Genomic DNA, 22721 nt, shown 5'->3' with positions numbered 1-22721 from the left:
CCGCGCTATCACTGCAACGCGGTGAAGAGATATTTGGTACATTCTAATCAGGACCCGGAATAAGAATTTTTATACGAATAGACTATTTCTTAGCAGGAATAGATGGGTTAGTGTAGTATGGTACGCGCAAAAGGGAAAAACTTGTCGAATCTTATCGAGGCTGAAAAGTGGCGTTATACCTAGATTTCGTCATATTTTAAAACAAATTGAAACACAAATGTAATACTATTTTGGGTTAATTTGACGAATCGAGATGTTATAATAGTTGGTGCTAAAAGTCAATTTCAAACTAAATCTACTATTATACTCTGATATAAAATAACAGGATATTTACTTCGATGAGAATTGACAACAAGAGAAAATACAAGGTGTGATGAAATTGATCGAAATGATCGATGTTTGGAAAACCTATCCTAACGGTGTAATGGCACTGAACGGGATAGATGTCCATATAGATAAAGGGGAATTTGTCTACGTCGTGGGCTCGAGTGGTGCAGGAAAGTCAACATTCATCAAATGTATGTACCGCCAGGAAAAACCTACCAAGGGCAATATCATAATAAACGGGAAAAGCCTGACTAAGGTGAAAGAGCGTCATATTCCATACTTAAGAAGACAAATCGGTATCGTCTTCCAGGATTTTAAGCTCCTGCCGAAATTGACGGTATACGAAAATGTCGCGTTTGCTCTCGAGGTCATCGAGGAGACACCAAAGGTCATACGTAAACAAGTGATGGAAACACTTGAACTCGTAGGTCTCAAGAACAAAGCGCGGTTTTTACCTGATGAGCTCTCTGGCGGTGAACAGCAGCGTGTATCGATTGCTCGATCCATCGTTAATAGACCGCATGTCGTGATTGCGGACGAGCCTACAGGAAACCTAGACCCCGATACAGCTTGGGGCATTATGGAAGTTTTTGAAGAGATTTCGAATAGAGGGACCACTGTAGTTATGGCTACCCACAACAAAGAGATTGTAAACACGATAAAAAAACGGGTAATCGCCATAGAAGGCGGTCGCATCGTACGTGACGAGAAAAGAGGTGTATACGGTTATGATGAAACTCCGGACCCTCTCTCGACACATTAAAGAAGGTTTTAAAAACCTGGGCCGGAACGGGTGGATGTCTTTCGCATCGATCAGTGCCGTAACCGTGACCCTTTTACTTGTGGGTGTATTTCTTGTTCTATTGCTTAACATCAACGCAATTGCGTCTCAAATAGAAGATGATGTTGAAATCCGTGTGTATCTAGATAAAACGATAAAAGCTGACCGGCAGGAACAGATTGAAAAAGATCTGAATGGAATCGATCGGGTCAATGATGTACGATTCGTCCCGAAAGAACAAGGCTTGAAAGAGTTGATTGATAGTTTAGGAGATGAGGGTGAAGTATTCGCATCTCTTGAAAATGAAAATCCGCTGCCAGATGCATTTGCTGTAAAAACGGAAAAGCCACAGGATACACCTGTTGTCGCCAAGAAAATCGAAGGGATTAAGAACGTGACCAAAGTCGAATACGGCAAAGGTACCGTCGAAAAGCTCTTCAAGGTGACAGACACGGCACGTAACGTTGGCTTGGTCCTTATTGTCGGACTGTTGTTTACGGCGATGTTCTTGATTGCCAATACGATCAAGATCACGATCGTTTCACGTGGTAGAGAAATCGAAATCATGAAATTGGTAGGTGCGACGAACGGATTCATCCGATGGCCGTTCTTCGTAGAAGGATTCCTGTTAGGTGTCCTTGGAGCGCTTGTGCCAATCGGGCTCTTAATCCTTGCTTATCAATTCATCTATGATGCTGTAAGTGTAGATTTGAAGACCGTGTTCATTCAACTGCTTCCAGTCTATCCGCTGATGTTCCAGCTAGCTGGATTGCTTATAGTTATCGGTGCGTTCATAGGCGTATGGGGAAGCATGACTTCAGTCCGTAAGTTCTTGAAAGTCTAATTTTAAAAGCGAAATTTACGACACTCCTGCGTGAAGAGCGAGCCAAGAAAAAGGGAGTGAATTTCGCAGATTAACAAAGCCAAAAAGATAGGTTGGGGCTGCCATACAGGCGGTCACCAACTACTTACATACTTAAAACTTGAATGGGGGATAAGAGATTGAAAAGGAAGTTCATAGCAGTCGCAGCCTCGATCAGTTTAATATTCAGTGGATTCAATTTTGTCGGTGGTAATGAGGCTCATGCCGAGTCTCTGAAAGATAAGATCAATAGCGTAAAAGAAAAGCAGAGCACTAACTCATCGAAACAACAAGAAATTAAAAAAGAGATAGAAAAAATCAAGCATAATCAAGGCCTGCTAGATGCTGAAATCAAAAAGCTAGATAAACAGGTCGCTGAGACGGAAAACAAAATCGCTGGAAAAGAAAAAGAAATCGCAAACACGAAAGAAGAAATCGATAAGCTGAAAGCGGAAATCGCTGAGACAAAAGAACGTATCGCTGAACGTGATGAAATGTTGAAAGATCGTGTAACAGCAATGTACGAAAATGGTGGTTCTGTTCAATACTTAGAGGTATTGCTTGGGTCGAAAAGCTTTGGAGATTTCCTTGATCGCGTATTTGCTTTAAACGAAATTTCGAAGCAAGATAAAGAAATTCTTGAGGCACACAAAGCTGATAAAAAAGCACTTGAAGAAATGATGGCAGAAGTTGAACAACAACTTGCCGATCTTAAAGAACAAATGAAAGAGCTTGAAGCTTTGAAATCTGATTTGAAAGCCCAAGCCAAACTTAAAAATGAATTGTTGAGCGAACTTCAAAAGGAAGAGGATCACAAGCATGCTGAAATGGGTAAATTAGAAGACGAATCTGATCTATTAAAAAAGCAGCAGGCAGCGTTTGAAAAAGAGATGAAACGTCAACAAGCAGCTAAGAACAGCGGATCGTCCTCAACACCAGCGGTCGGTAACGGAATGTTCATGAAACCGGCTAATGCTCCGCAAACATCAGGATTCGGATCCCGTTGGGGAGAACTCCACGCTGGAATAGACCTGGCGAAAGGCGGCACAGTACCAATTGTTGCATCAGCTTCTGGTACAGTCATCAAGTCTTACTATTCAAGCAGCTACGGAAATGTTGTGTTTATCGCACACTATATCAATGGTCAAAAATATACAACAGTCTACGCACATATGAGAAATCGTTTGGTCGGTAATGGCGCTTCTGTTAAGAAAGGTCAGCAGATCGGTAATATGGGTAGCACTGGAAGATCGACTGGTCAGCACTTGCACTTTGAGATCCATAAAGGTGATTGGAACCAAAGCAAGTCTAATGCAGTCAACCCGAATAATTACTTCTAATCGATGGATACAGATCACACCCCGGGAACGGTACTGGGGTGTGATTTTTTCTAAAGATAAGAAAAACTTAGGTCTGCCACAGCACTTCGACGTGGTAGTTTTTATGAAGACAGTCTGAGGATGTTTTTGTGTTTTGTAGATAATTTCGGATTTTTGTAAAAGATCATCTTTTTTTGTAGATAAATCAGAATGACATATAAGTTGACCACTCATTTTCCCTTATTTACGGGCAACCTCTGCATTTTTATGAATAAATACCATCCTATAACGTCCTAATTATTCTGTTTTTCTTCCATAATCGGATAAAAACATCGATTTAGAGAGGGAGGGTGTCTAAAAGCATCCTAACTTGCGCAGGATCTCAACAAAAAAATGAAATCGTGGCTGTGATGAGAATTCTTAGAAGCTTTCCTTTCCTCGTCACATTGGCAGTATTGTGCGAAGTTCACTTGCTTTCCGTTGGGAATCTGGGAGCTGCTCAGCTCGTTCCTCGCTTGCAGCGTCTCGCTTAGCTTGATTTCCCGCAGGAGTCTTCTTCCCTATTTCCACTGGCATAAGCTTTAAGCATCTTCCTTATCCTCACTCCAATAGCAACAAACTTTTATCTTATTTAAATGTTGTCAACATTACCTTTGCCAAAGATGCATTTTCATTGTATTGATAGCGCTCTTGTAAACGCTTTATGATAAAGGTAATCGTAAAGTTGTTTAAAATAAGGGGGATTATATATGGTTGAAAATAAACAGCAATCTGGCATAAGAGCGAAAATCCAACGATTTGGCAGCTTCTTAAGCGGAATGATCATGCCGAACATAGCAGCCTTCATCGCTTGGGGGATCATAACGGCCCTATTCATCGAAACAGGCTGGTTGCCGAACGAAAGCCTTGCGGAACTAGTGGGACCGATGATCACTTATTTGCTTCCATTATTGATCGGATTCAGTGGTGGACGTATTGTCTATGATTTACGCGGTGGTGTCGTCGGGGCGACTGCGACGATGGGTGTCATTGTCGGTGCTGACATACCTATGTTCCTAGGTGCAATGATTATGGGGCCGCTTGGTGGTTATGCAATCAAACAGGTCGACAAATTGTTTGAAAACCGTATACGTTCTGGTTTCGAAATGCTTGTCAACAATTTCTCGGCTGGTATTACTGGTGCGATTTTGACCATCATCGCCTATCTCGGAATCGGTCCAGTGGTAAGTGGAATCACAAAAGCACTTGGAACCGGTGTTGAAGCGATGATCAACGCTGGGCTATTGCCATTGGTCAACCTATTCATCGAACCAGCCAAAATACTGTTTTTAAATAACGCCATCAACCATGGAATCTTAAGTCCACTTGCAGTCGATCAGGCACAGCAAGTCGGTAAGTCGATCTTATTCTTGCTTGAAACAAACCCAGGACCAGGGTTAGGAGTGCTGATCGCTTTCATGGTCTTTGGTAAAGGGATATCCAAACAAACGGCTCCTGGTGCCGCAGTCATCCACTTCCTTGGTGGAATTCATGAAATCTATTTTCCTTACATCCTATCAAAGCCGACATTGATCCTTGCTGTCATAGCTGGAGGCGTAAGTGGAACAGCAACATTTGCAGCTTTTGGGGCAGGTCTTACGTCAACTCCTTCTCCGGGTAGTATATTCGCGCTGTTAGCTTTGACACCGAAAGGGAACTTTGCTGGCGTCGTTTTAGGTGTTCTGGTTGCCACATTAGTATCTTTCATCGTTGCTTCAGTTATTTTAAAAACGAGTAAGCAGGACGAAAAAGGCCTGACAGAGGCGACTACACGGATGGAAACAATGAAAGGGAAGAAGAGCCAGGTTTCTGATCAATTGGTTTCCAAGAAGGATGAAGAAGAAGAGACCAATACAGAGGAGCCTGTTAATCGGGATACAAGTGAAGTGCCAAGTGTCAATCAGGAAAATATCGATAAAATCATCTTTGCTTGCGATGCTGGAATGGGATCCAGCGCCATGGGATCATCATTATTGAAAAACAAATTCAAGAAGGCAGGCATTGAGATCGATGTGACCAATATGGCGATCAATGATCTACCTTCAGATGTGGATATTGTCATCACCCATAAGGATCTGACAGAACGGGCGATCCAAAAGGTTCCTGGTGCACATCATATCTCTGTCGATAATTTCTTGAACAGCCCTAAGTACGATGAGTTAGTTGAAGAATTGAAAAAAGATTGAAGAATACAAGAGAAGGGTCTGCATGTTCAGACTCTTTTTCTTTAGCTGTTTTTTTACGGTGTGGAAATATACTCGCTTTCCGCGGGCAAACGAAAAGCGGAAGCGACCCGATTAGTCACGTAGGTCACTGGAAAACGGACGAGGAGGCTCGAACCAAACAAAGACTTGGTTCTGCGTGGGCGACTCATAAGGATGTTAATCAATGTGTCGACCGCCGTAGGAAGTTTGAAGGGATCCAAGTGACTGGTGGCTGAGCTAGACATCACTTCCATGCATAAGCCCTGAATCTGCAAGCCTCCTCACTTGCACAGGATCTCAACACAAAAATGAAATCATTTTCGTGTCTGCGATGGGGATTCTTAGAAGCGTTCCTTATGCTGGCTTCGACGTTCACTACAGGACGTACTTGTACAGGATGTGCTGACTTCGACGTTCACCATAGGACGTGGTGGTATTTAGTCGAAGTTCATTATTATAGTCGAAGATCCTTTAAGAGTGCGGGGTCTCGCTTAGCTTGCTTTCCCGCAGGAGTCTCGCATATTTCCACTGCCATAATCATTCAGCATCCTTATCCACACTCTATTAGCAACAAACTTTTAGAAAACTGCCTTCATCAATTAGGCCACATACGCCATTTAAATTTTGTCAACATTAGAAGAGACGAGACTACATTTAGTTTTCGTTGATAGATATAGGGGTTACCACGTAGAATTTGAGTTGAGCAATGCTTATTGAATTTAAATTTTGTCAAAGGGAGGTGATTGACTGATGTATATTACAGCAAGGGAACGAAAGATATTGGATGTTTTGTTGCGGACCAAGAATGAAGTTCCAATAAAGGAGATTGCCGATCAGATAGGCGTCAGTTCAAGAACCATCCACAGGGATCTTAAAGAATTAGAACGTATATTGCAGCCGCATGGAATCTCAATTGATAAAAAAGCCGGAAGCGGGTTGAAATTGAAAGCTTCTGTAAGTGAACGAAATTCTCTCTTATCTGTTATCCATCAACAAGTACAAACAGATTATACACCTGAGGAGAGGCAGACTTTGATTCTTTCAAGATTATTGGAAGCCCGTGAGCCTGTGAAATTATTCTCTCTTGCTGATGAATTGGGTGTGACGATTGCGACGATCAGTCATGATTTAGACAAAATTGAAAATTCGTTGGAAAGTTTTCATTTATCTTTGGTTCGCAGACGTGGATATGGCGTCGAAATACAAGGGGATGAAACACATATCAGGGAAGCGATAGGCCAATTGATCCTCCAGCATACGGATGAGATGAACCTTTTATCCATTTTACGCGAAAAGGTAGCAAAGCCGACTCCCTCTTCTGTCAACACACTGTCCGAACAGCTATTGGACCTTATCAATAAAGAAAAGTTGAAGGTCATTGAACAGAGTGTCGAGGCCATCCGTCATTCCTTACAAAATCAATTAGTGGATAGTGAATATATTGGTTTAGTCATCCACCTTTCATTGGCAATGGAACGAATCCAACAAGGAGAGACGATCAGTATGCCGCCTGAACAGCTGGAAAAACTCAAGTCTACAAAAGAGTTTGCTGTTGCAGAAAAGTTGATCGAGAAGTTGGAGGATGTTTTTGATATCACGATTCCCGAGGCAGAAACGGGGTATATCACGACCCATCTGTTAGGAGCGAAAGTTCGTAATGGGGAGGATTTTTCAGAAGAAGCTGATTTGGTGTTAGCCTTCAAAGTAAAACAGCTGATCGAGCTTGTTTCCGAGCGAATCAGAATAGACTTCCATCAGTCCGATCACCTTCTGAATGATCTGGTCAGCCATTTGAAGCCAAGTATATACCGGCTTCAGGAAAACAAGGAGATAAAGAATCCGTTAACAGACCAAATTGAACGTGATTACCAAGATCTTTTTCAAATTGTAGAAGAATCAGCTCATGAGGTTTTTCCATATCATTTTCCAAAGACAGAAACAGCATTCCTTGTCATGCATTTCGCCTCTGCTCTTTTGAATATGGAAGGCTACAAGGGACTTAAAGTATTAGTCGTATGTTCAAGCGGGATCGGTACTTCAAAAATATTAGCGGCAAAATTAACCCGACAATTCAAAGAAATTGAAGAAATCGAGCATCGCTCTTTATTCGAGCTGGATGAGTTGGATACTACCCAATACGATTTGATTGTTTCAACGATTGCTTTATCCGAAATTGACCAGTACATTCAGGTCAATCCGATGCTTCCTACTTCAGATGTTCATAAAATAGACCACCTACTGCGGAAAAAGCGGATTTCTGATTCGATCAAAGTAAATTCTCTCAATCAAGTAAACAGGCCATTGTCCGATAAATCAATGAAGGAAATCCGTGGTTCTGTTGAAACAATCCATAAATATGCCGAAGTTGTCGATCAATTGTTGAACACCATGAAGGTTACCCATCATGATACAGGGACCTATGAAGAAATCTTGAAGAAAACGTGTCTGTGTTTTGAAACGGAAGGATATATCGGTGATGGTCAATCTGTCATGGAGTCTCTCTTGAAACGTGAAAAACTAGGCGGTCTTGGTATCACTGGGACGAATCTTGCTCTATTTCACGCGAGGCATAGACAGATCAGACAACCGATCTTTACGGTTCAAATACTGCCTGAGCCCATCACCATTCAAGGGATGGATCAGACCCCTATGGAGATCCATACGATCTTACTCATGCTTGCACCAGTAGATATCCATAGGGAAGGACTGGGAGTATTAAGTTTTCTTAGTTCATTGATTGTAGAGAGTTCAGAATGTGTCGAGATCCTTCAATCAAAAAATGCCGAAAAAATTGATCGTTATGTAGCCAATCAGCTGCATCGGTTTTTAGAAGGAAAATTATCAAAAAGGGGAAATGAATAATGTCTGATACGATTTTAACGACTGATAATATCGTTTTGGATACGAAATTATCGAACAAGGAAGAAGCTATTCGTTTTGTCGGTGGAATCCTTTATGATCAAGGATATGTCGAACGTGGATATATTGATGAAATGTTGAAAAGGGAAGAGATCACATCCACTTATATGGGAAACTTTGTGGCAATACCTCACGGAACAGATGACGCGAAAAAGGCTGTTAAAGAAACAGGTTTAAGTATTGTCACCGTTCCTGATGGAGTTGATTTCGGGGACGGGAATACTGTAAAACTGTTGATCGGAATTGCGGGCAAAGGGAATGAGCACTTGGAAATCCTATCGAAAATCGCGATTGTCTGCTCGGAAGAAGAAAATATCGATAACATTCTTCAAGCTGAAACTGCCGAAGAAGTCATTTCTATTTTTAATGTGGTGAACTGATATGTTAGCGATCCATTTCGGTGCAGGTAACATCGGACGCGGATTCATCGGTGCCTTGTTAGAGGATTCAGGTTTCCACACGGTCTTTGTAGATGTAAATGCTGAATTGATCGATGAATTGAACAGTCGGGGCTCTTACACGATCGAACTTGTTGGAAGTAATGAAACCATTGAAGTGAACGGGCTTAGTGGTCTCAATAGTATGAAGGATCCGGAAGCGGTTATTGATTCAATTGCTGAGGCTGACCTCGTTACAACAGCTGTGGGGCCGAACATCCTGCCTATCATATCTGAATTGTTGGCAAAGGGCTTGCAAAAACGGTTGGCTCAGGGCAGTGATAGACCACTGAATGTGATTGCCTGTGAAAATATGATCGGCGGCAGCACCCTTTTGAAAGACTATGTGTACAAAAAGATCGATCAGGATATGAAGTCTTCATTAGACGAGATGATCGGTTTTCCTGATGCGGCTGTCGATCGGATCGTGCCACTCCAAACCAACAAAGACCCATTGCTCGTAAAAGTCGAACCATATTATGAGTGGGTAGTGGAAACGCAAGAAATGAAGGGTGAGAAGCCGAATATAAACGGGGTCAACTTTGTTGATGATTTGACTCCCTATATCGAACGCAAGTTGTTCACTGTGAATACCGGTCATGCTTCTGCAGCCTACTTAGGTTATCAAAAAGGATATAAAACGATAAAAGAAGCTATGGAAGACAACGTAATCCAAAACGATGTTCGTTCCGCTTTAAAAGAATCTGGAGAGGTGTTAGTCAAAAAATATCTCTTCAGTGTTGAAGAACATCAGGCTTATATTGAAAAGATCATCGGCCGTTTCTTAAACCCGCACATTTCTGATGAAGTGACGCGGGTTGCCAGAGCCCCAAAACGTAAGTTGGGAGCTAAAGATCGATTGGTCGCACCTGCTGTCGATTACTTGGAAATGTTCGGGAAAGATCCGACTTCTCTTGGGAAAGTCATCGCGGCGGCTTTAACTTACGATCATCCAGATGATGAAGAAGCGTTGGATCTTCAGGCGTCCATCCGAGAGCATGGATTCATGGAAACTTTCAAAAATGTTGCCGGTTTGGATGAGAACAGCCGCTTGCTTACGATTGTCCGGGAGCAGTTAATTACGAATGAAAAATGGATATAATAATACATTTGAATAGAGTCCTACCTCAAGGTTGATAATGAAAGTAACTTTAAACTGAGCAGGTGGACGAGAATGGGATTTATCGCTTTATTGAAAAAAGGTAACAAATCATCGGGGATTGCTGCAGCCGGGAATGCTTTTCTGACAGTTATCAAAGGAATCGCTGCTTTTGTCAGTGGAAGCGGCACAATGTTGGCCACAACGCTCCATTCAGCTGCTGATGCGACCAATCAAGGGTTCGTTTTCATAGGAAGCGCATTAGCTGAAAAAGAACCGACAAAACGTTTTCCTGCAGGGTTCGGGAGAGTGGTTAACCTGTTTGTCCTGGTTGCTGTAGTGGTCGTTTCAATCATGGCATATGAAACAGTCCTGAAGGGTTGGGAGCTGATCCAGCATCCTAAGCCTTCTACGAATATATGGCTGAATATCGGAATTTTGGCTGTCGCTGTCATCATTGACGGTTTTGTCTTGATCAAAGCGATGAAAGAAATTCTCAAAGAAACAAGGGTTGAAGTAACTGAGGGTGGTCTCATCTCAACGGCTCTGAAGAATGTCTCTTTGGCAGCACCGCCAACAAGACTGGTTTTTTACGAAGATATCATTGCAACGTTCGGCGCGTTGCTTGCGCTGGTAGCCGTGGTGCTTTCTCATTTTACAGGGTTCTTTTTGTTGGATGGTATAGGGACACTACTAATCGGTCTCTTATTAATCGGCATTGCTTTAAAAATCGGTTATGAGAACACAATCGGTCTGATTGGTGTGGCCGCTCCGAAAACAGTAGAGGATCGGATTGCTAGTCTGATCCTGTCACAATCGGATGTGGTCGATATTAATAAAATGCGGATTTTACAAGAGGGCAGAAAATATCACGTAGAAAGCTACATTGAACTAAAGAAAGGATTCTCGTTAGGTGAAGCTGACGATATCAAGTTCCGTGTAAGGGATCAGGTTCTTGCTGACCCCGATGTGGATGATGTGACACTCGGGATCATTGAATCGGACGATAAACAAAGCTGGGAGATAACCTCTCAAGATAAAAAGTAACAAACTTTTCAGATTTTTTATATAAAAAGGGGTTTAGGTTAACAAACACTCTCTTGTACAATAGGTGGTGAGTGTTTTTTGTACGTGAAGAATCATTCTTTTAGCATCAACCAGGTAAACAATGCTGAAATCCTATACGCTCAATTCTTAGTAATAGTATCGGAAAGGTGGTTTTGATGGAATCAAGATTTGACAGACGGAAGAAGAAACGGAAATGGCTCAGGTATACGATTATCACCTTCCTTGTATTGATGCTCTTGCCCATCTCCTATACGGCTTACCTCTATACAAAAGCCTCGGATATTACGGAAAATGCACAGGTTTCCTTAGACAGGGGAGAAAAATCGGATAAAAGGGAAGAAACGATCGACCCGGAAAAAGATAACTTCTCAATTCTGTTTGTTGGTATAGACAGCAGGGATGGAGAAGCTAAGGGAAGCCTTTCAGATGCTTTAATGGTCGCAACTTTCAACAAAACCGACGATACGGTGACATTGTTAAGCATCCCTAGAGATTCGTATGTGGATATTCCGGGGCATGGGATGGATAAAATCAACCATGCTCATCTAGTAGGTGGATTGGAATTGACCGTCAAGACGACTGAAGAACTGCTTGATATCCCGTTGGATTATGTCGTACGTGGCAACTTTCAAGCCTTTAAGACAGCGATTGATGAGTTAGGCGGTGTTGAAATCGATATAGAAGATCAATATGTGGTTGATCAGATAGCGAAAGAAACACATGGAAAAGTGGTATTGGATACAGGAAAGCAGCAGTTGGACGGTGAAGAAGCTTTGGCCTATGCACGAACTCGTAAAGCGGATTCTGACTTGATGAGGGGTGAAAGGCAAATGCAGATCATCCAATCAAGCATTGGAAAAATGAAATCTTTTTCCTCTGTATCTAAGTATGATGGACTGCTAGAGAGCCTTGAAGGCAACCTCTCTTTGAACCTTTCCTTCAACGAAGTCCTTTCTTATGTTCCATATATGACGAAAGTGAAAGAGGTTGATAAACTCCAATTGTCAGGGTACGATTACCAACCGGGCTCAACTTATTATCTGCAGCTTGATGAGCAACAATTGGAAGAAATCCGATCTCAACTGAAAAAGGAATTGGAGTTGGAAAAAGGAGAGAATAAGCAGTTTTCGAGCTGAATACAGGTTCTCTATTCAAAAGGCTGCTTTCTAAAAGTTTGTGTTAATGGAATGTTGTAAAGAAAGATGCTGAAACCATTAAGCAGTGGAAATATGCGAGACTCCAGCGGGAAAAGCAAGCTAAGCGAGACCCCGTAAGCGGATTAAGGATCTTCGAGGATAATGATGAACTTCGATAATTACCACCACGTCCTGTGGTGAACGTTGAAGCCAACACATCCAGTGCAAGTGAGCTGAGGAGGCTTGCAGATTCAGGGCTTATGCATGGAATGATGTCTAGCTCAGCGACCAGTCACTTGGATCACTTCAAACTTCCTGCGGCGGCGATAGCCTCCTCGTCCGTTTTCCAGTGACTTACGTGATTAAACGGGTTGCTTCCGCTTTTCGTTTGCCCGCGGAAAGCGAGTATATTTCCAAAAACCACAATCTATGCGAAAAAGCTATTCAAAAATATTCCGATTTCCTTGTTAGATTCTGGCTTCTGTAGTAGTATGGAGCTAGCTTTAACGTTACAGGAATACAAGATAGGTTTTTTCACACATAAAGGATACAAGCTGTTCATATAGTATACCGAGTAAGTGAATGGCACGGACTTAGGGGGACCTTACTCATGTGAGAAGGCATCGCATCTTGAAGGTGTGGTGCCTTTTCCTGCAAACACGATGGGGTGATGATGAAATGAATGTGAAAGGTAAAGTGGTTGCATTATTGGTGGCGGGCTCACTTGCTGTCGGAGCTGGTGGTACATATGCCGGAATGACGTTGTTCTCTGATGATGAGAGTCCTTCCCTTTTAGAAAAAGCAGTTGAAAATGGTAAAGATCGTAAAATAGGAAGTTCTGGATCAGCTGAAGATTTCGAGAAGATTGAAAAGACGTATGAACTGATTTCTGAAAAATATGTAGATGATGTCGATCAGGAAAAGCTTCTGGAAGGTGCGATCCAGGGGATGGTCAATACGCTTGACGATCCATACTCCGTTTATATGGATGCAAAAACAGCTGAGCAATTCAACGACACGCTCGAGTCTTCTTTTGAAGGAATCGGTGCAGAAGTTACCATGATGGATGGCTACGTAACGGTCGTTGCTCCTTTCGAAGATTCACCGGCTGAAAAAGCAGGTTTAAAACCGCATGATCAGATCATTTCCATTGACGGGAAAAGTACAAAAGGGCTTGATCTATACGATGCAGTATTGAAGATCCGCGGTAAAAAAGGAACAACCGTAAAGCTTGAGATCAAACGTGCAGGCGTCAGCGATCCATTGTCGATCGATGTGAAACGTGACGAAATTCCGATTGAAACAGTGTACTCCGATGTCATCGAAAATGAGGGCAAGAAAATCGGCCATATTAAGATCACATCGTTCTCTGAAGACACTGCTTCCGATTTTGAAAAGCAGCTGAAAGAGCTTGAAGGTAAAGGGATCGACGGCCTCGTTATCGACGTTCGTGGTAATCCGGGTGGGTTCTTGAATGCTGTACAGGATATCGCACAGTTGTTCATCACGAAGGATGATCCGATTGTCCAAATTGAAGCACGAAACGGCGAGAAGCAACGGTTCTTCTCTGACACGAGCAAGAAAAAAGATTACCCGATTGTCGGTTTGATCGACAAGGGAAGTGCATCTGCATCTGAGATTTTAGCAGCAGCCTTGAAAGAAGCTGGCGGATACGAAGTTGTCGGGGAAAAAACGTTCGGTAAAGGAACAGTGCAACAAGCGGTTGAAATGGAAGATGGCAGCAGTCTTAAACTGACGATGTTCAAATGGTTGACGCCGGATGGCAACTGGATCCATAAGAAAGGTGTCGAGCCGACGGTAAAAGAAGAGCAGCCAGCTTTTTACCGTGCAAACCCGATTACGATTGAAAAACCGTTGTCCTACGACATGACGGGTGAACAGGTGAAAAATGTCCAGACGATCTTGAAAGGATTGGGATTCAATCCTGGACGGGATGATGGATATTACGATAATAAAACAGAAACAGCGGTACGCGCATTTCAGAACGCTAATAAAGTGAAGGCGACTGGAAAAGTGGACGAAGAGACCGCTTCGCTCATGGAACAGAAGCTGCTTGAAAAGATCGACAGCGGAAAGAATGATCAGCAGCTGCAGACGGCAATCGAAGTTTTATTCGGAAAGTAAAAGCAGGATGAAACGTATGACTGTCGAATATATCCGTAGAAGATGCCCTTCTACGGATTTTATTTTGCATTCTTTTTCGAATGTTATAGGAGGAAGGTTTTGGAGATGTTTATAGGGGATATTTTGTTCCAGGTGCTTGCGTTCTTAATGTTGATTGGGATGATCACAGTGCCCAATTTTGTGATTACATATATGCGCAACCGGAAGGATCGGCTTAAAGAGATCGAGCGCAAGCTGGACCTATTACTAAAAGATAAATCGATGAATGAATAAGCGTTACAAAACTTTTGCGGGAATAGCGAGCCGGTGAGTCCTCGTAACGAAAAGGGTTGTGGTTCACCTGCAACGAAAATGAAGAGAAACGATAGATTGTTGGGGGCTGAAATATGCAAGATATACTGTTCAATATACTTAAAGCGATGGGTTGGTTTTTCCTCAATCCTCTTTTTTACGTCATATTATTATTGATTGGATTCCATGCTGTCACCCGTGTGAAACGGGAGCGAAGTGATTTCCGCGTCCGAGTGTATGACACGATGGATGATTTTGTGAACGGGATCGTTCCGGGCCTCTTGATCGGTTTGATTTTCTCAGTACTGAGCGTGTTCGCCGGATTGTATCTATCATTCGGTGTGATCGCCGTCATGTCCGTATTTTACATAGTCCTCGGATTGACGTTGCGTAAAAACTATTTCAATCCGGTGTTTGCTGGTACGTTGACCTATTTAGCAGCTGCTTACATGCCGCCGTTTGAAACAGGCGTAAGGATCGTGGATGGGTGGCTCGTAGATCTGCAGGATGCTTCCCTCGGTATGATCGCGCTTTTGGTTGCTGCATTGCTTGTCGTCGAAGGTATTCTGATCATATCGATCGGCGGGAAAAATACATCGCCGATTCTATTGCGTGGTAAAAGAGGGAAAGGAATCGGTGCCCACGTTATCAGCCGAATCTGGTTTGTCCCGTTGTTCGTCCTCGTGCCCGGATCGGTAGTGGCGACTTCAGATTGGTTCCCGCTGCTCCAGATCGGTGAGGCAAGTGTCGGCTTTGCGCTTGCGCCGTTTGCGATCGGGTTCCATCACGTCGTATCGCAATCAATGCCAGAACCAGTCGTGAAAAATATCGGAAGCCGTTTCTTTTTGCTCGGTCTCATCTTGCTCGCCGGATCGGTGCTGTTGATCACCTTCGATCTGGAAATGATCAGCATTGTCATTGTCGGACTCGCAGTTGTTGGGCGTAATGCATTGATTCTGTACTACCGAAAGCTAGAGATCAAGCGTGCACCATACTTCAGTGCGATGAATGAGGGCTTGCGGGTTCTGGGAATCATTCCTGGCTCACCGGCATCTAAAATGAATGTCTCAATCGGGGAGCGGATCATCAAGGTGAACGGAAGAAAGATGGAGCGGGTTGAGGACTTTTATGGAGCGGTACAGAGCAGCGCGTCCTTTGTAAAACTGGAGGTCCTGAACTTCAGCGGTGAAGTCCGCTTTGTCCAGCGCTCACTTTATGAAAATGAGCACCACGAACTAGGCCTGCTGTTTGCCCAGCCTGAAAAAGCAAAACGCAGAAAAGTAGTAGGCTGAGTTGAATTGAATACCAACATAATGGCGTCTCCGGTCAAGGGGGCGTCTTTTTACGGTCTATAGGAGAACCCTGCTTTACAAAATAATAAAAAGCAGATATAATTGGGAAACCACAAATCGTAATCGTTACGATTTGTGTTATTAATTCAATAATTTCATATAGGATGACAGTTTCGAGAGAGAAGGCAGTGCTATCGACTCTAAATCGTAATGATTACTATTAGCGTTTTTTTATTGAAAGGAGACTTGAAAATGGCTAAAAAATCCAAAGTTGCAAAAGAAAGAAAAAAGACAAGAACTTGTTGAGAAATATGCTGAAATTCGAAAAAAGTTGAAGGAAGAAGGGGATTACGAAGCACTAAGAAAACTGCCTAGGGATTCTTCTCCTACACGCTTGAACAATAGATGCCAAGTAACTGGTAGACCTAGAGGATACTTAAGAAAGTTCAAAATGTCTCGAATTGCTTTTAGAGAGTTTGCGTACAAAGGCCAAATTCCTGGCGTCAAAAAATCGAGCTGGTAAAACCACTAAAGGGGAACCTTAGATGAAAGAGTGGTTGATTATCGGTGGAGGCATACATGGTTGTACGATTGCCACGTTTTTACTGAAAAACAGGAATGTAGACGTTAACCAACTTCAGATCATTGATCCATCGCCAGTCCCGATGCATAGATGGAAACAGCTTACCTCGAGAATCGGTATGGATTACCTTCGATCTCCTGTTGTCCATCATGTCGATACACATCCATCTAGCCTTGAACGATACGCTAAAAGAGTCAACTTTAACGATGCGTTTTATGGTTACTATCAGAAACCCAATCTAGACTTGTTCAACCATCATTGTCATCACGTGTTTAACGAAGTTCAATTGCGTAAGGCCTGGAAGACAGCGTATGTGAATGGATTGGAATATCAGAATGATCATTGGAATGTCCATACTACTGATGATGGATCTCTTTACTCAAAGAGAGTCGTTTTGGCTATGGGTGTCAACGATCAGCCTTCTTATCCAGAATGGGCTCAAGAATTAAGTAAACGTCATCCGGAAAAATATTCCATATCTTTGACAAACAGCTGCCTTCTATGGAAAGCGAAACATTGCCAGTGGTCATAATCGGTGGTGGAATCACTGCTGCTCACCTGGTAAATAAATTATCTGGACATGGCAACTTTCAGGTTATACAGGTTAAACGGCATCCATTTCGCGTTCATGAATTCGATAGCGATCCGGGCTGGATGGGGCCAAAAAACATGCGGAAATTTCATAAAGTAGAAGATTTTGAAGAACGCAGACAGATCATTTCACAGGCAAGGCATAAAGGGTCGATCACACAGTATCTATTTCATAAGCAAAAACATTTAGAACGGAAAGGTCACTTAAAAACAATTACAGGAGAAGTGAGGAAGTGTTCACTAGATGAACATTCCCGTCTCCTTTTACATTTGGAAAATGGTGAACGCCTAGAAGCTTCCCGTATCATTCTTGCAACGGGGGTAGAAGGTTCCCTACCCGGTAAAGAGTGGTTAGATGAAACAATCGAGAAGCATGGTCTCAAATGTTCAAATTGCGGTTTCCCGATTGTCTCTCCAGAACTTGAATGGGGCAAGGGATTACATGTAGCAGGAGCTTTAGGGGAACTTGAAATAGGTCCAGTATCAAGAAACATTTCAGGAGCAAGGAGAATTGCTGAAAGACTAGCAGCCATTCATTGAAAGGTAAAAAATCATAAAGATAAGGAGCGGTACAAGTGAAAAAAGGAATACATCCAGAATATCGACGAGTGGTTTTTATGGACACGAACAGCGGTTATAAATTTCTGAGCGGTTCCTCAATGGAATCACCTGATACAATCGAATGGGAGGATGGGAACACCTATCCATTGATCAAGGTGGAAGTCAGCTCAGATACGCATCCTTTTTATACGGGAAGACAGAAGTTCTCTGACCGTGGGGGACGTGCAGAACGTTTCTTAAAAAAATACAATATGAACACAGGCAAATAAAAATCATCACACACAAGGAGAGATTTAGATGAACGATTATTTGTCTGAAATGCTGGCGAGGGAAATTATTGAGGCTCTTCCCAATCATAAGCGGGATCTATATAAATTCATAGTTGCTCTGGAAGATTCTTTAGCTGAGCAGTCTGATACTACTGATCAGTTTTTGAATCTACTAAAAAAGCATTCTCCCCTTCACCAAGCAGCAACGTATTTCAAACGTTCTGTCAGAGAAACCAAAAGATTAATGAAAGAGATCGAAAAGGAGATCGATACAGAGTTGGCGTTGAAGCTGCAACTAATCAATTGGGTAGACTGCAGTGACTTGATGAGAAAAAGAAAGAATGACGATAAAAAAGCAGCGTTTTTGCTGTACATGGATACGCAAAAGATCCAATTTAAAAATGATTAAGTTGATGAAAACCGTCCAGTGGGCGGTTTTTTCCTTTTTGAATGAATTTTGGCGCTGAATCAGGCAGTTTTGAATGAAATGGAGAGGTGCAGAGCAGCGCAACCTTATTAGGAGAGGGGCGGAGAAAGTGCCGGATGTGGGATATCGGTGCAAACTCGTGATTTATCGGTGCAAACTTCAGAAATATCGGTGCAAATCTGAAAAATAACAGTGCGAATCTCAAAAATATCGGTGCAAACTCGAAATATATCGGTAATTTCTAAAATGTGATCTTGTACCTTCTTCCCTTTTTAGTGCCTTCAGTAGGAAAATTCGTTGATCTAAGTAGTGTTTTAGCCACGTAACTGGATGAGATGTTAAGAAAATCCCGCAGCTCTCTATTTGATATAGAACTACCTACCAACATTCTATAGTCCTTCAATGCCTCTATATGTGCGTCTTTAGATATGTGTGAGCAGTTCGAACAAATCCATCTGCCGTGCTTTCGCTCCATCGTCATTGTTTTACATTTCGCACAATAGACGCCTGTCAGCAATTCCGCAGGCTCTATCTTGAACTGCTTCATCACATCCGGATCCTGCGGTGTATGTTTTTTCACCAATAGCTTAGATAACTTCTTGAGCTGTTTTTTACTGTACACCTCTTCTGGAAAGGTTTTTCTGAGTGCTTCGATCTCAAAGGGAGGTTGGAGCTGTGGGTCAATTTTTCAGGAGTATATTCTGAGGTTTCGATGATGGTGGATGGGCGGCTGATAACGACGATGTGATTAATCGGGAGAGGGGGGAGATTGTGGATCTGGAGCAAGTGGGCCAATTTTCTAGATAGCCATTGCAGTTGCAGAAATGGGTCTGGCAAACCTTCTTCCATCCCATCCTTCGACCGGACCATCTGGTTGATTTCGTCGAATCTGAGCTTGCCTGCTATATTTTTCACTTCGACAATAAGCATGAAATAAGGGGTGACGATTAACGTATCGATTTGAAAATAGTGGTGGATGTCGAAGAGGCGGAGGTCGTGGAAAATGTAGTAGTTTTTTTCGGGGAGGTACTCTAAATAGTAATCAAGTGCTTGTTCACCTCGGTAACCCGCCTTACACATGGCCAGTTCTTTTTCGATCAGTGGGTATTGTGGATGGAGGTAGGGGAGCCGTCTTAATTGGGCTTCCAACTTAGGAATTTTCACCGGTTCTGTTCTTTCCTTCATGATCATTGCATCAACTCCTTTTCTTGATGAAGAATGTTTTCTCTAAAAAAGGTGCTTCTCCTCCTAAATCTACTATTTTCATAATAGACTTACACGCTTGTCCAAACCTTTCCCCATCAAAATCATAGATTATAAGAGGAGGTGAAAAAATGGCAAAACAAATACTAGATTATAATGTGAGTGCACCAGCAACCAGTAACGGCGCTTTGAACCGTGTCATCCCCGCATCTCCGGCAACGATTAAACTAGCAGAATTCGGCCTTTCCATACCCACCAATACAAATCAGGTTGAACTGACAGCAACAATAGGATGGGAAGCGACTTTAGGTACGCCAATCGTGTTAATTAAAATTTTCCGTGGTTCACAGATCATTTTTACAACAACATCCCAGATAGATGTTTCTGTAGAAAACAATCGGACTGTTTCATTCAATGCCGTAGATTTCAATGTACCTGCGGGCCCACAAGCCTATTCGATCACGATTGAATTGACCAACTCTCAGGGGCTTCTGAACCAGGGGGCTGTAATCGGTCCAGTAACTTTTACGGGTATGGCGATAGGGAACGCGTAAAATATGTCTAAAACCGTCCAATGGGCGGTTTTGATTTGATTAGATTGAATTACGCAGCTCTTAAGGCGTATAATGGACTATATGCCGAAGTCAGGAGTTTCAAGGAGGCGTCTTTTTACATAATGATTGAAATTTTCGGGGCACTTATTTTGCCTGTTATTCTTATACCATTTCTCGTGCGTGTAACGTATAATCGTTGGGTTGCGATTGGTCTCAGCATCGTCATCATGATCTTCATTTTCATGGATTTCGAATCTTATTGGACCGTCGTAACTGGAGTGATCGGCACATTGATCGGTGGATATTTTTCATTCCGTGTCGGTAAAAAAGTGGATAAAAAGTGGAGCTAGCGCCTATTTCATCATGAGATAGACGCTCTTTTTTTGTCGAGAAAAAACATCTCCACGCAGGAATAAATCAGATTTTTCAAAAAAATCTGATTAAATTTCATAATGTGAAATAACTCGATTGTTCGATTTTGTCATTCCCTTTATAGTAATGACAGATTTTACTTTTTATGGAGGTGACTGAGTGGATACACGTGAATTACGGAATTGTTTCGGTCGATTTGCCACCGGGGTGACGGTTGTGACGTGGGCGGGGGAAGATAAAGTGAAGAATGGCATAACGGTCAATTCCTTTACGTCTGTTTCTTTGGATCCACCGCTTGTGCTTGTTTCAATCGACAAAAAGGCGAAAGCGTGCGCCGGGTTGAAGAATCAATCTTTTGTCGTGAATATCCTGGCTTCAGGTCAAGAGGCGATCGCATGGCAATTTGCCGGTAAGGAGCAGCAAGGGCTGGAGATTGAATGGGAGGAAACGTTCCTTGGACCGAAAATCAAGGACACGCTTGCCACGATCGAGTGTTCACCATGGAAAGAATATGACGGCGGTGACCATGTTTTATATCTTGGAAAAATACAGGATTTTTCTTACACGGACGGAGATGCACTCGTTTTTTATCAGGGGAAGTTCTCCCAGACGAAAGAAATCGACAACTACTTGAAAAAGTAAAGCACAAAAAGGAGGAGATTCAATGGGGATCAGAACAGGTGAACAGTATATCAAAGGGTTGCGTTCGAGAAAACCTGAGGTGTGGTTGGGCGGTCGTAAAATCGATGACGTCTATGCAGAAGATGTGTTCAGGCAGCCGATCCATGAAATCGCGAAGCTCTATGACATGCAGCATGACCCGGAATATCAGGATCGGATCACGCACATTTGTGAAGAGACGGGTGAGCGCGTAAACAACTCATTCCTTGTCCCGAGGAAATTCGAGGACTTGAAAGCGAGAAGCGATCTGTTTGAAATCTGGTCGAAAGCGACGTTCGGTACGATGGGACGGACACCCGATTTCTTGAACGTAACGATCACATCGATGGCAAGTAACACGTGGTTTTTGAATCAATATGACCCGCAATGGGGCGAAAATATGATCAATTACTTCCAGCATGTTCGTGACAACGATGTCTTTTTGACCCACGCGATCATTAATCCGCAAAACGACAGAAGCAAAGCATCCCATGAGCAGGAAGATGCGTTTACTCATCTAGGAGTGGTGGAAGAGAAGCCGGACGGACTAGTCGTTCGTGGAGCGAAGATGCTTGCAACGCTCGCACCGATTACGGATGAGGTCATCATCTACTCATTCCCTGGGTTCCAGCCGGGAGACGAAAAGCATGCGATCGCGTTTGCGTTGCCAATCGACACGCCTGGACTTAAAATTATGTGCCGTGAACCAGCGCAGGACGGAAAACGTTCGTTGTTCGATCATCCACTTGCCTCGAGGTTTGAGGAAATGGATGCGCTTCTCGTTTTTGAAGATGTATTCGTTCCGTGGAACCGTGTGTTCATCAACCAGAACGTGGAAGCGGCGAACCTTTTATATCCGAAGACAGGAATAGGAATCCAGCCTGCGCATCAATCCGGAGTTAGAGGTCTGGTAAAACTATCATTTGCAATGGAGGTTGCTTGTAAACTGGCAGATTCCATCGGTGTGGACGGGTACCTCAACGTTAAAACACAATTGGGAGAGCTCATCCAATCGGTTGAAGCGATCAGAGCCTTGTTGAGAGTTTCCGAGTATGAATATGAAACGACGCCACAAGGTGAATTACGTCCTGGTTCAGCGCCGCTTGAAACGATCAGAGGTATGCTGCCGAAACTTTATCCACGTGCAATTGAAATCATCCAGACGATTGGAGCTGGTGGCTTGTTGATGTCGCCGATGGGAGCTGACTTCGACAATCCAGAACTGAAGCCGATCGTCGACAAGTATTATGTTGGACGAGAGGGTGTGTCTTCTGAAGATCGTGTCCAACTGTTCAAGCTCGCATGGGATCTATCGGGTGAAGCATTCGGACAACGCTTGCTGCAATACGAGCGCTATTATTCAGGAGATCCACTAAGAAGATTGGGCTGGTTCTATGACGGATTCAAGCGCAAGTATGATTTCGCAATGGTGAAGGATGCGTTGGATGGCGCTTCGGATATGCATAAAAAGCAATTGATTAAAAATTAAATCTGATTCGTTCATTTTTTGAATCTAAAAATTTTAAATAATTAATAAAGGAAACGACTACCACTTATCTAATACTCTATCTGGAGTGATTTT

Annotated in this window: 22 protein-coding genes and 1 pseudogene; 22 read left to right on the top strand and 1 reads right to left on the bottom strand. The window is 42.9% G+C overall.

What is annotated here, in order from left to right; translation table 11 throughout:
- The first annotated feature begins 379 nt into the window (after positions 1–379).
- The 18 genes and pseudogenes from ftsE to KOL94_RS13440 all read left to right on the top strand — a co-directional run bounded on the left by ftsE (position 380) and on the right by KOL94_RS13440 (position 18332).
- Positions 380–1090: a cell division ATP-binding protein FtsE gene (gene ftsE, locus KOL94_RS13525; protein ID WP_311775177.1), complete on the top strand. Its 711-nt coding sequence runs from the start codon at positions 380–382 to the stop codon at positions 1088–1090.
- Positions 1059–1952: a permease-like cell division protein FtsX gene (gene ftsX, locus KOL94_RS13520; RefSeq protein WP_221567719.1), complete on the top strand. Its 894-nt coding sequence runs from the start codon at positions 1059–1061 to the stop codon at positions 1950–1952. The genes ftsE and ftsX overlap by 32 nt, the downstream gene beginning before the upstream one ends.
- A gap of 158 nt (positions 1953–2110) precedes the next feature.
- Complete coding sequence (locus KOL94_RS13515; RefSeq protein ID WP_221566927.1) at positions 2111–3310, top strand: murein hydrolase activator EnvC family protein; 1200 nt, start codon at positions 2111–2113, stop codon at positions 3308–3310.
- 728 nt (positions 3311–4038) lie between these two features.
- Positions 4039–5514, top strand: a complete 1476-nt coding sequence (locus KOL94_RS13510; RefSeq protein WP_221566926.1) for a PTS mannitol transporter subunit IIBC — start codon at positions 4039–4041, stop codon at positions 5512–5514.
- A complete protein-coding gene (locus KOL94_RS13505) occupies positions 5511–5768 on the top strand; it encodes a hypothetical protein (protein WP_221566924.1) in 258 nt (85 codons plus the stop codon). The genes KOL94_RS13510 and KOL94_RS13505 overlap by 4 nt, the downstream gene beginning before the upstream one ends.
- A gap of 514 nt (positions 5769–6282) precedes the next feature.
- Positions 6283–8394 carry a BglG family transcription antiterminator gene (locus tag KOL94_RS13500; protein ID WP_221566923.1) on the top strand — a complete coding sequence of 704 codons (2112 nt, stop codon included), beginning with the start codon at positions 6283–6285 and terminating at the stop codon, positions 8392–8394.
- Entirely contained in the window at positions 8394–8831 is a 438-nt protein-coding gene (locus KOL94_RS13495) for a PTS mannitol transporter subunit IIA (protein ID WP_221566922.1), read from the top strand. Before KOL94_RS13500 ends, KOL94_RS13495 begins: the two co-directional genes overlap by 1 nt.
- Before the next feature lies 1 nt (position 8832).
- Complete coding sequence (locus KOL94_RS13490; RefSeq protein WP_221566921.1) at positions 8833–9990, top strand: mannitol-1-phosphate 5-dehydrogenase; 1158 nt, start codon at positions 8833–8835, stop codon at positions 9988–9990.
- 72 nt (positions 9991–10062) lie between these two features.
- Entirely contained in the window at positions 10063–11034 is a 972-nt protein-coding gene (locus tag KOL94_RS13485) for a cation diffusion facilitator family transporter (RefSeq protein ID WP_221566920.1), read from the top strand.
- A gap of 173 nt (positions 11035–11207) precedes the next feature.
- Entirely contained in the window at positions 11208–12191 is a 984-nt protein-coding gene (locus KOL94_RS13480; protein ID WP_221566918.1) for an LCP family protein, read from the top strand.
- A gap of 684 nt (positions 12192–12875) precedes the next feature.
- The gene (locus KOL94_RS13475; RefSeq protein ID WP_221567718.1) at positions 12876–14336 is read left to right on the top strand and encodes a S41 family peptidase; all 1461 of its coding nucleotides are present in this window, start codon (positions 12876–12878) and stop codon (positions 14334–14336) included.
- A 99-nt stretch (positions 14337–14435) separates the two neighbouring features.
- Entirely contained in the window at positions 14436–14609 is a 174-nt protein-coding gene (locus KOL94_RS13470) for a hypothetical protein (protein WP_221566917.1), read from the top strand.
- Between the two features lie 113 nt (positions 14610–14722).
- Positions 14723–15919 (top strand): PDZ domain-containing protein, encoded by a 1197-nt coding sequence (locus tag KOL94_RS13465; protein WP_221566916.1) that lies wholly within the window; start codon positions 14723–14725, stop codon positions 15917–15919.
- A 252-nt stretch (positions 15920–16171) separates the two neighbouring features.
- Positions 16172–16442, top strand: a pseudogene (rpsN, locus tag KOL94_RS13460) (30S ribosomal protein S14).
- 22 nt (positions 16443–16464) lie between these two features.
- On the top strand, positions 16465–17034 hold the full coding sequence (locus KOL94_RS13455; RefSeq protein WP_221566914.1) for an FAD/NAD(P)-binding protein: 570 nt from the start codon (positions 16465–16467) through the stop codon (positions 17032–17034).
- Complete coding sequence (locus KOL94_RS13450; protein WP_221566913.1) at positions 17019–17633, top strand: lysine N(6)-hydroxylase/L-ornithine N(5)-oxygenase family protein; 615 nt, start codon at positions 17019–17021, stop codon at positions 17631–17633. The genes KOL94_RS13455 and KOL94_RS13450 overlap by 16 nt, the downstream gene beginning before the upstream one ends.
- A gap of 35 nt (positions 17634–17668) precedes the next feature.
- Entirely contained in the window at positions 17669–17923 is a 255-nt protein-coding gene (locus KOL94_RS13445) for a type B 50S ribosomal protein L31 (protein WP_221566912.1), read from the top strand.
- A gap of 28 nt (positions 17924–17951) precedes the next feature.
- Positions 17952–18332: a hypothetical protein gene (locus KOL94_RS13440; RefSeq protein WP_221566911.1), complete on the top strand. Its 381-nt coding sequence runs from the start codon at positions 17952–17954 to the stop codon at positions 18330–18332.
- Between the two features lie 594 nt (positions 18333–18926).
- Here KOL94_RS13440 and KOL94_RS13435 read toward each other — a convergent pair.
- Positions 18927–19541 (bottom strand): nuclease-related domain-containing protein, encoded by a 615-nt coding sequence (locus KOL94_RS13435; protein WP_221566910.1) that lies wholly within the window; start codon positions 19539–19541, stop codon positions 18927–18929.
- A 143-nt stretch (positions 19542–19684) separates the two neighbouring features.
- On the opposite strand from KOL94_RS13435, the gene KOL94_RS13430 reads away from it, so the two are divergent.
- From KOL94_RS13430 to KOL94_RS13415, 4 genes are all read left to right on the top strand, one after another.
- Entirely contained in the window at positions 19685–20107 is a 423-nt protein-coding gene (locus KOL94_RS13430) for a hypothetical protein (protein ID WP_221566909.1), read from the top strand.
- A 122-nt stretch (positions 20108–20229) separates the two neighbouring features.
- A complete protein-coding gene (locus tag KOL94_RS13425; RefSeq protein ID WP_221566908.1) occupies positions 20230–20457 on the top strand; it encodes a DUF2198 family protein in 228 nt (75 codons plus the stop codon).
- Positions 20458–20638: 181 nt separating this feature from the next.
- Positions 20639–21121, top strand: coding sequence for a flavin reductase family protein (locus KOL94_RS13420; protein WP_221566907.1), 483 nt, complete (start codon positions 20639–20641; stop codon positions 21119–21121).
- 22 nt (positions 21122–21143) lie between these two features.
- On the top strand, positions 21144–22628 hold the full coding sequence (locus KOL94_RS13415; protein WP_221566906.1) for a 4-hydroxyphenylacetate 3-hydroxylase family protein: 1485 nt from the start codon (positions 21144–21146) through the stop codon (positions 22626–22628).
- Positions 22629–22721 lie beyond the last annotated feature (93 nt).

The sequence above is a fragment of the Alkalihalobacillus sp. TS-13 genome, assembly GCF_019720915.1.
Classification (GTDB): Bacteria; Bacillota; Bacilli; order Bacillales; family Fictibacillaceae; genus Pseudalkalibacillus.
This window is presented reverse-complemented; position numbering and strand designations above follow the sequence as displayed.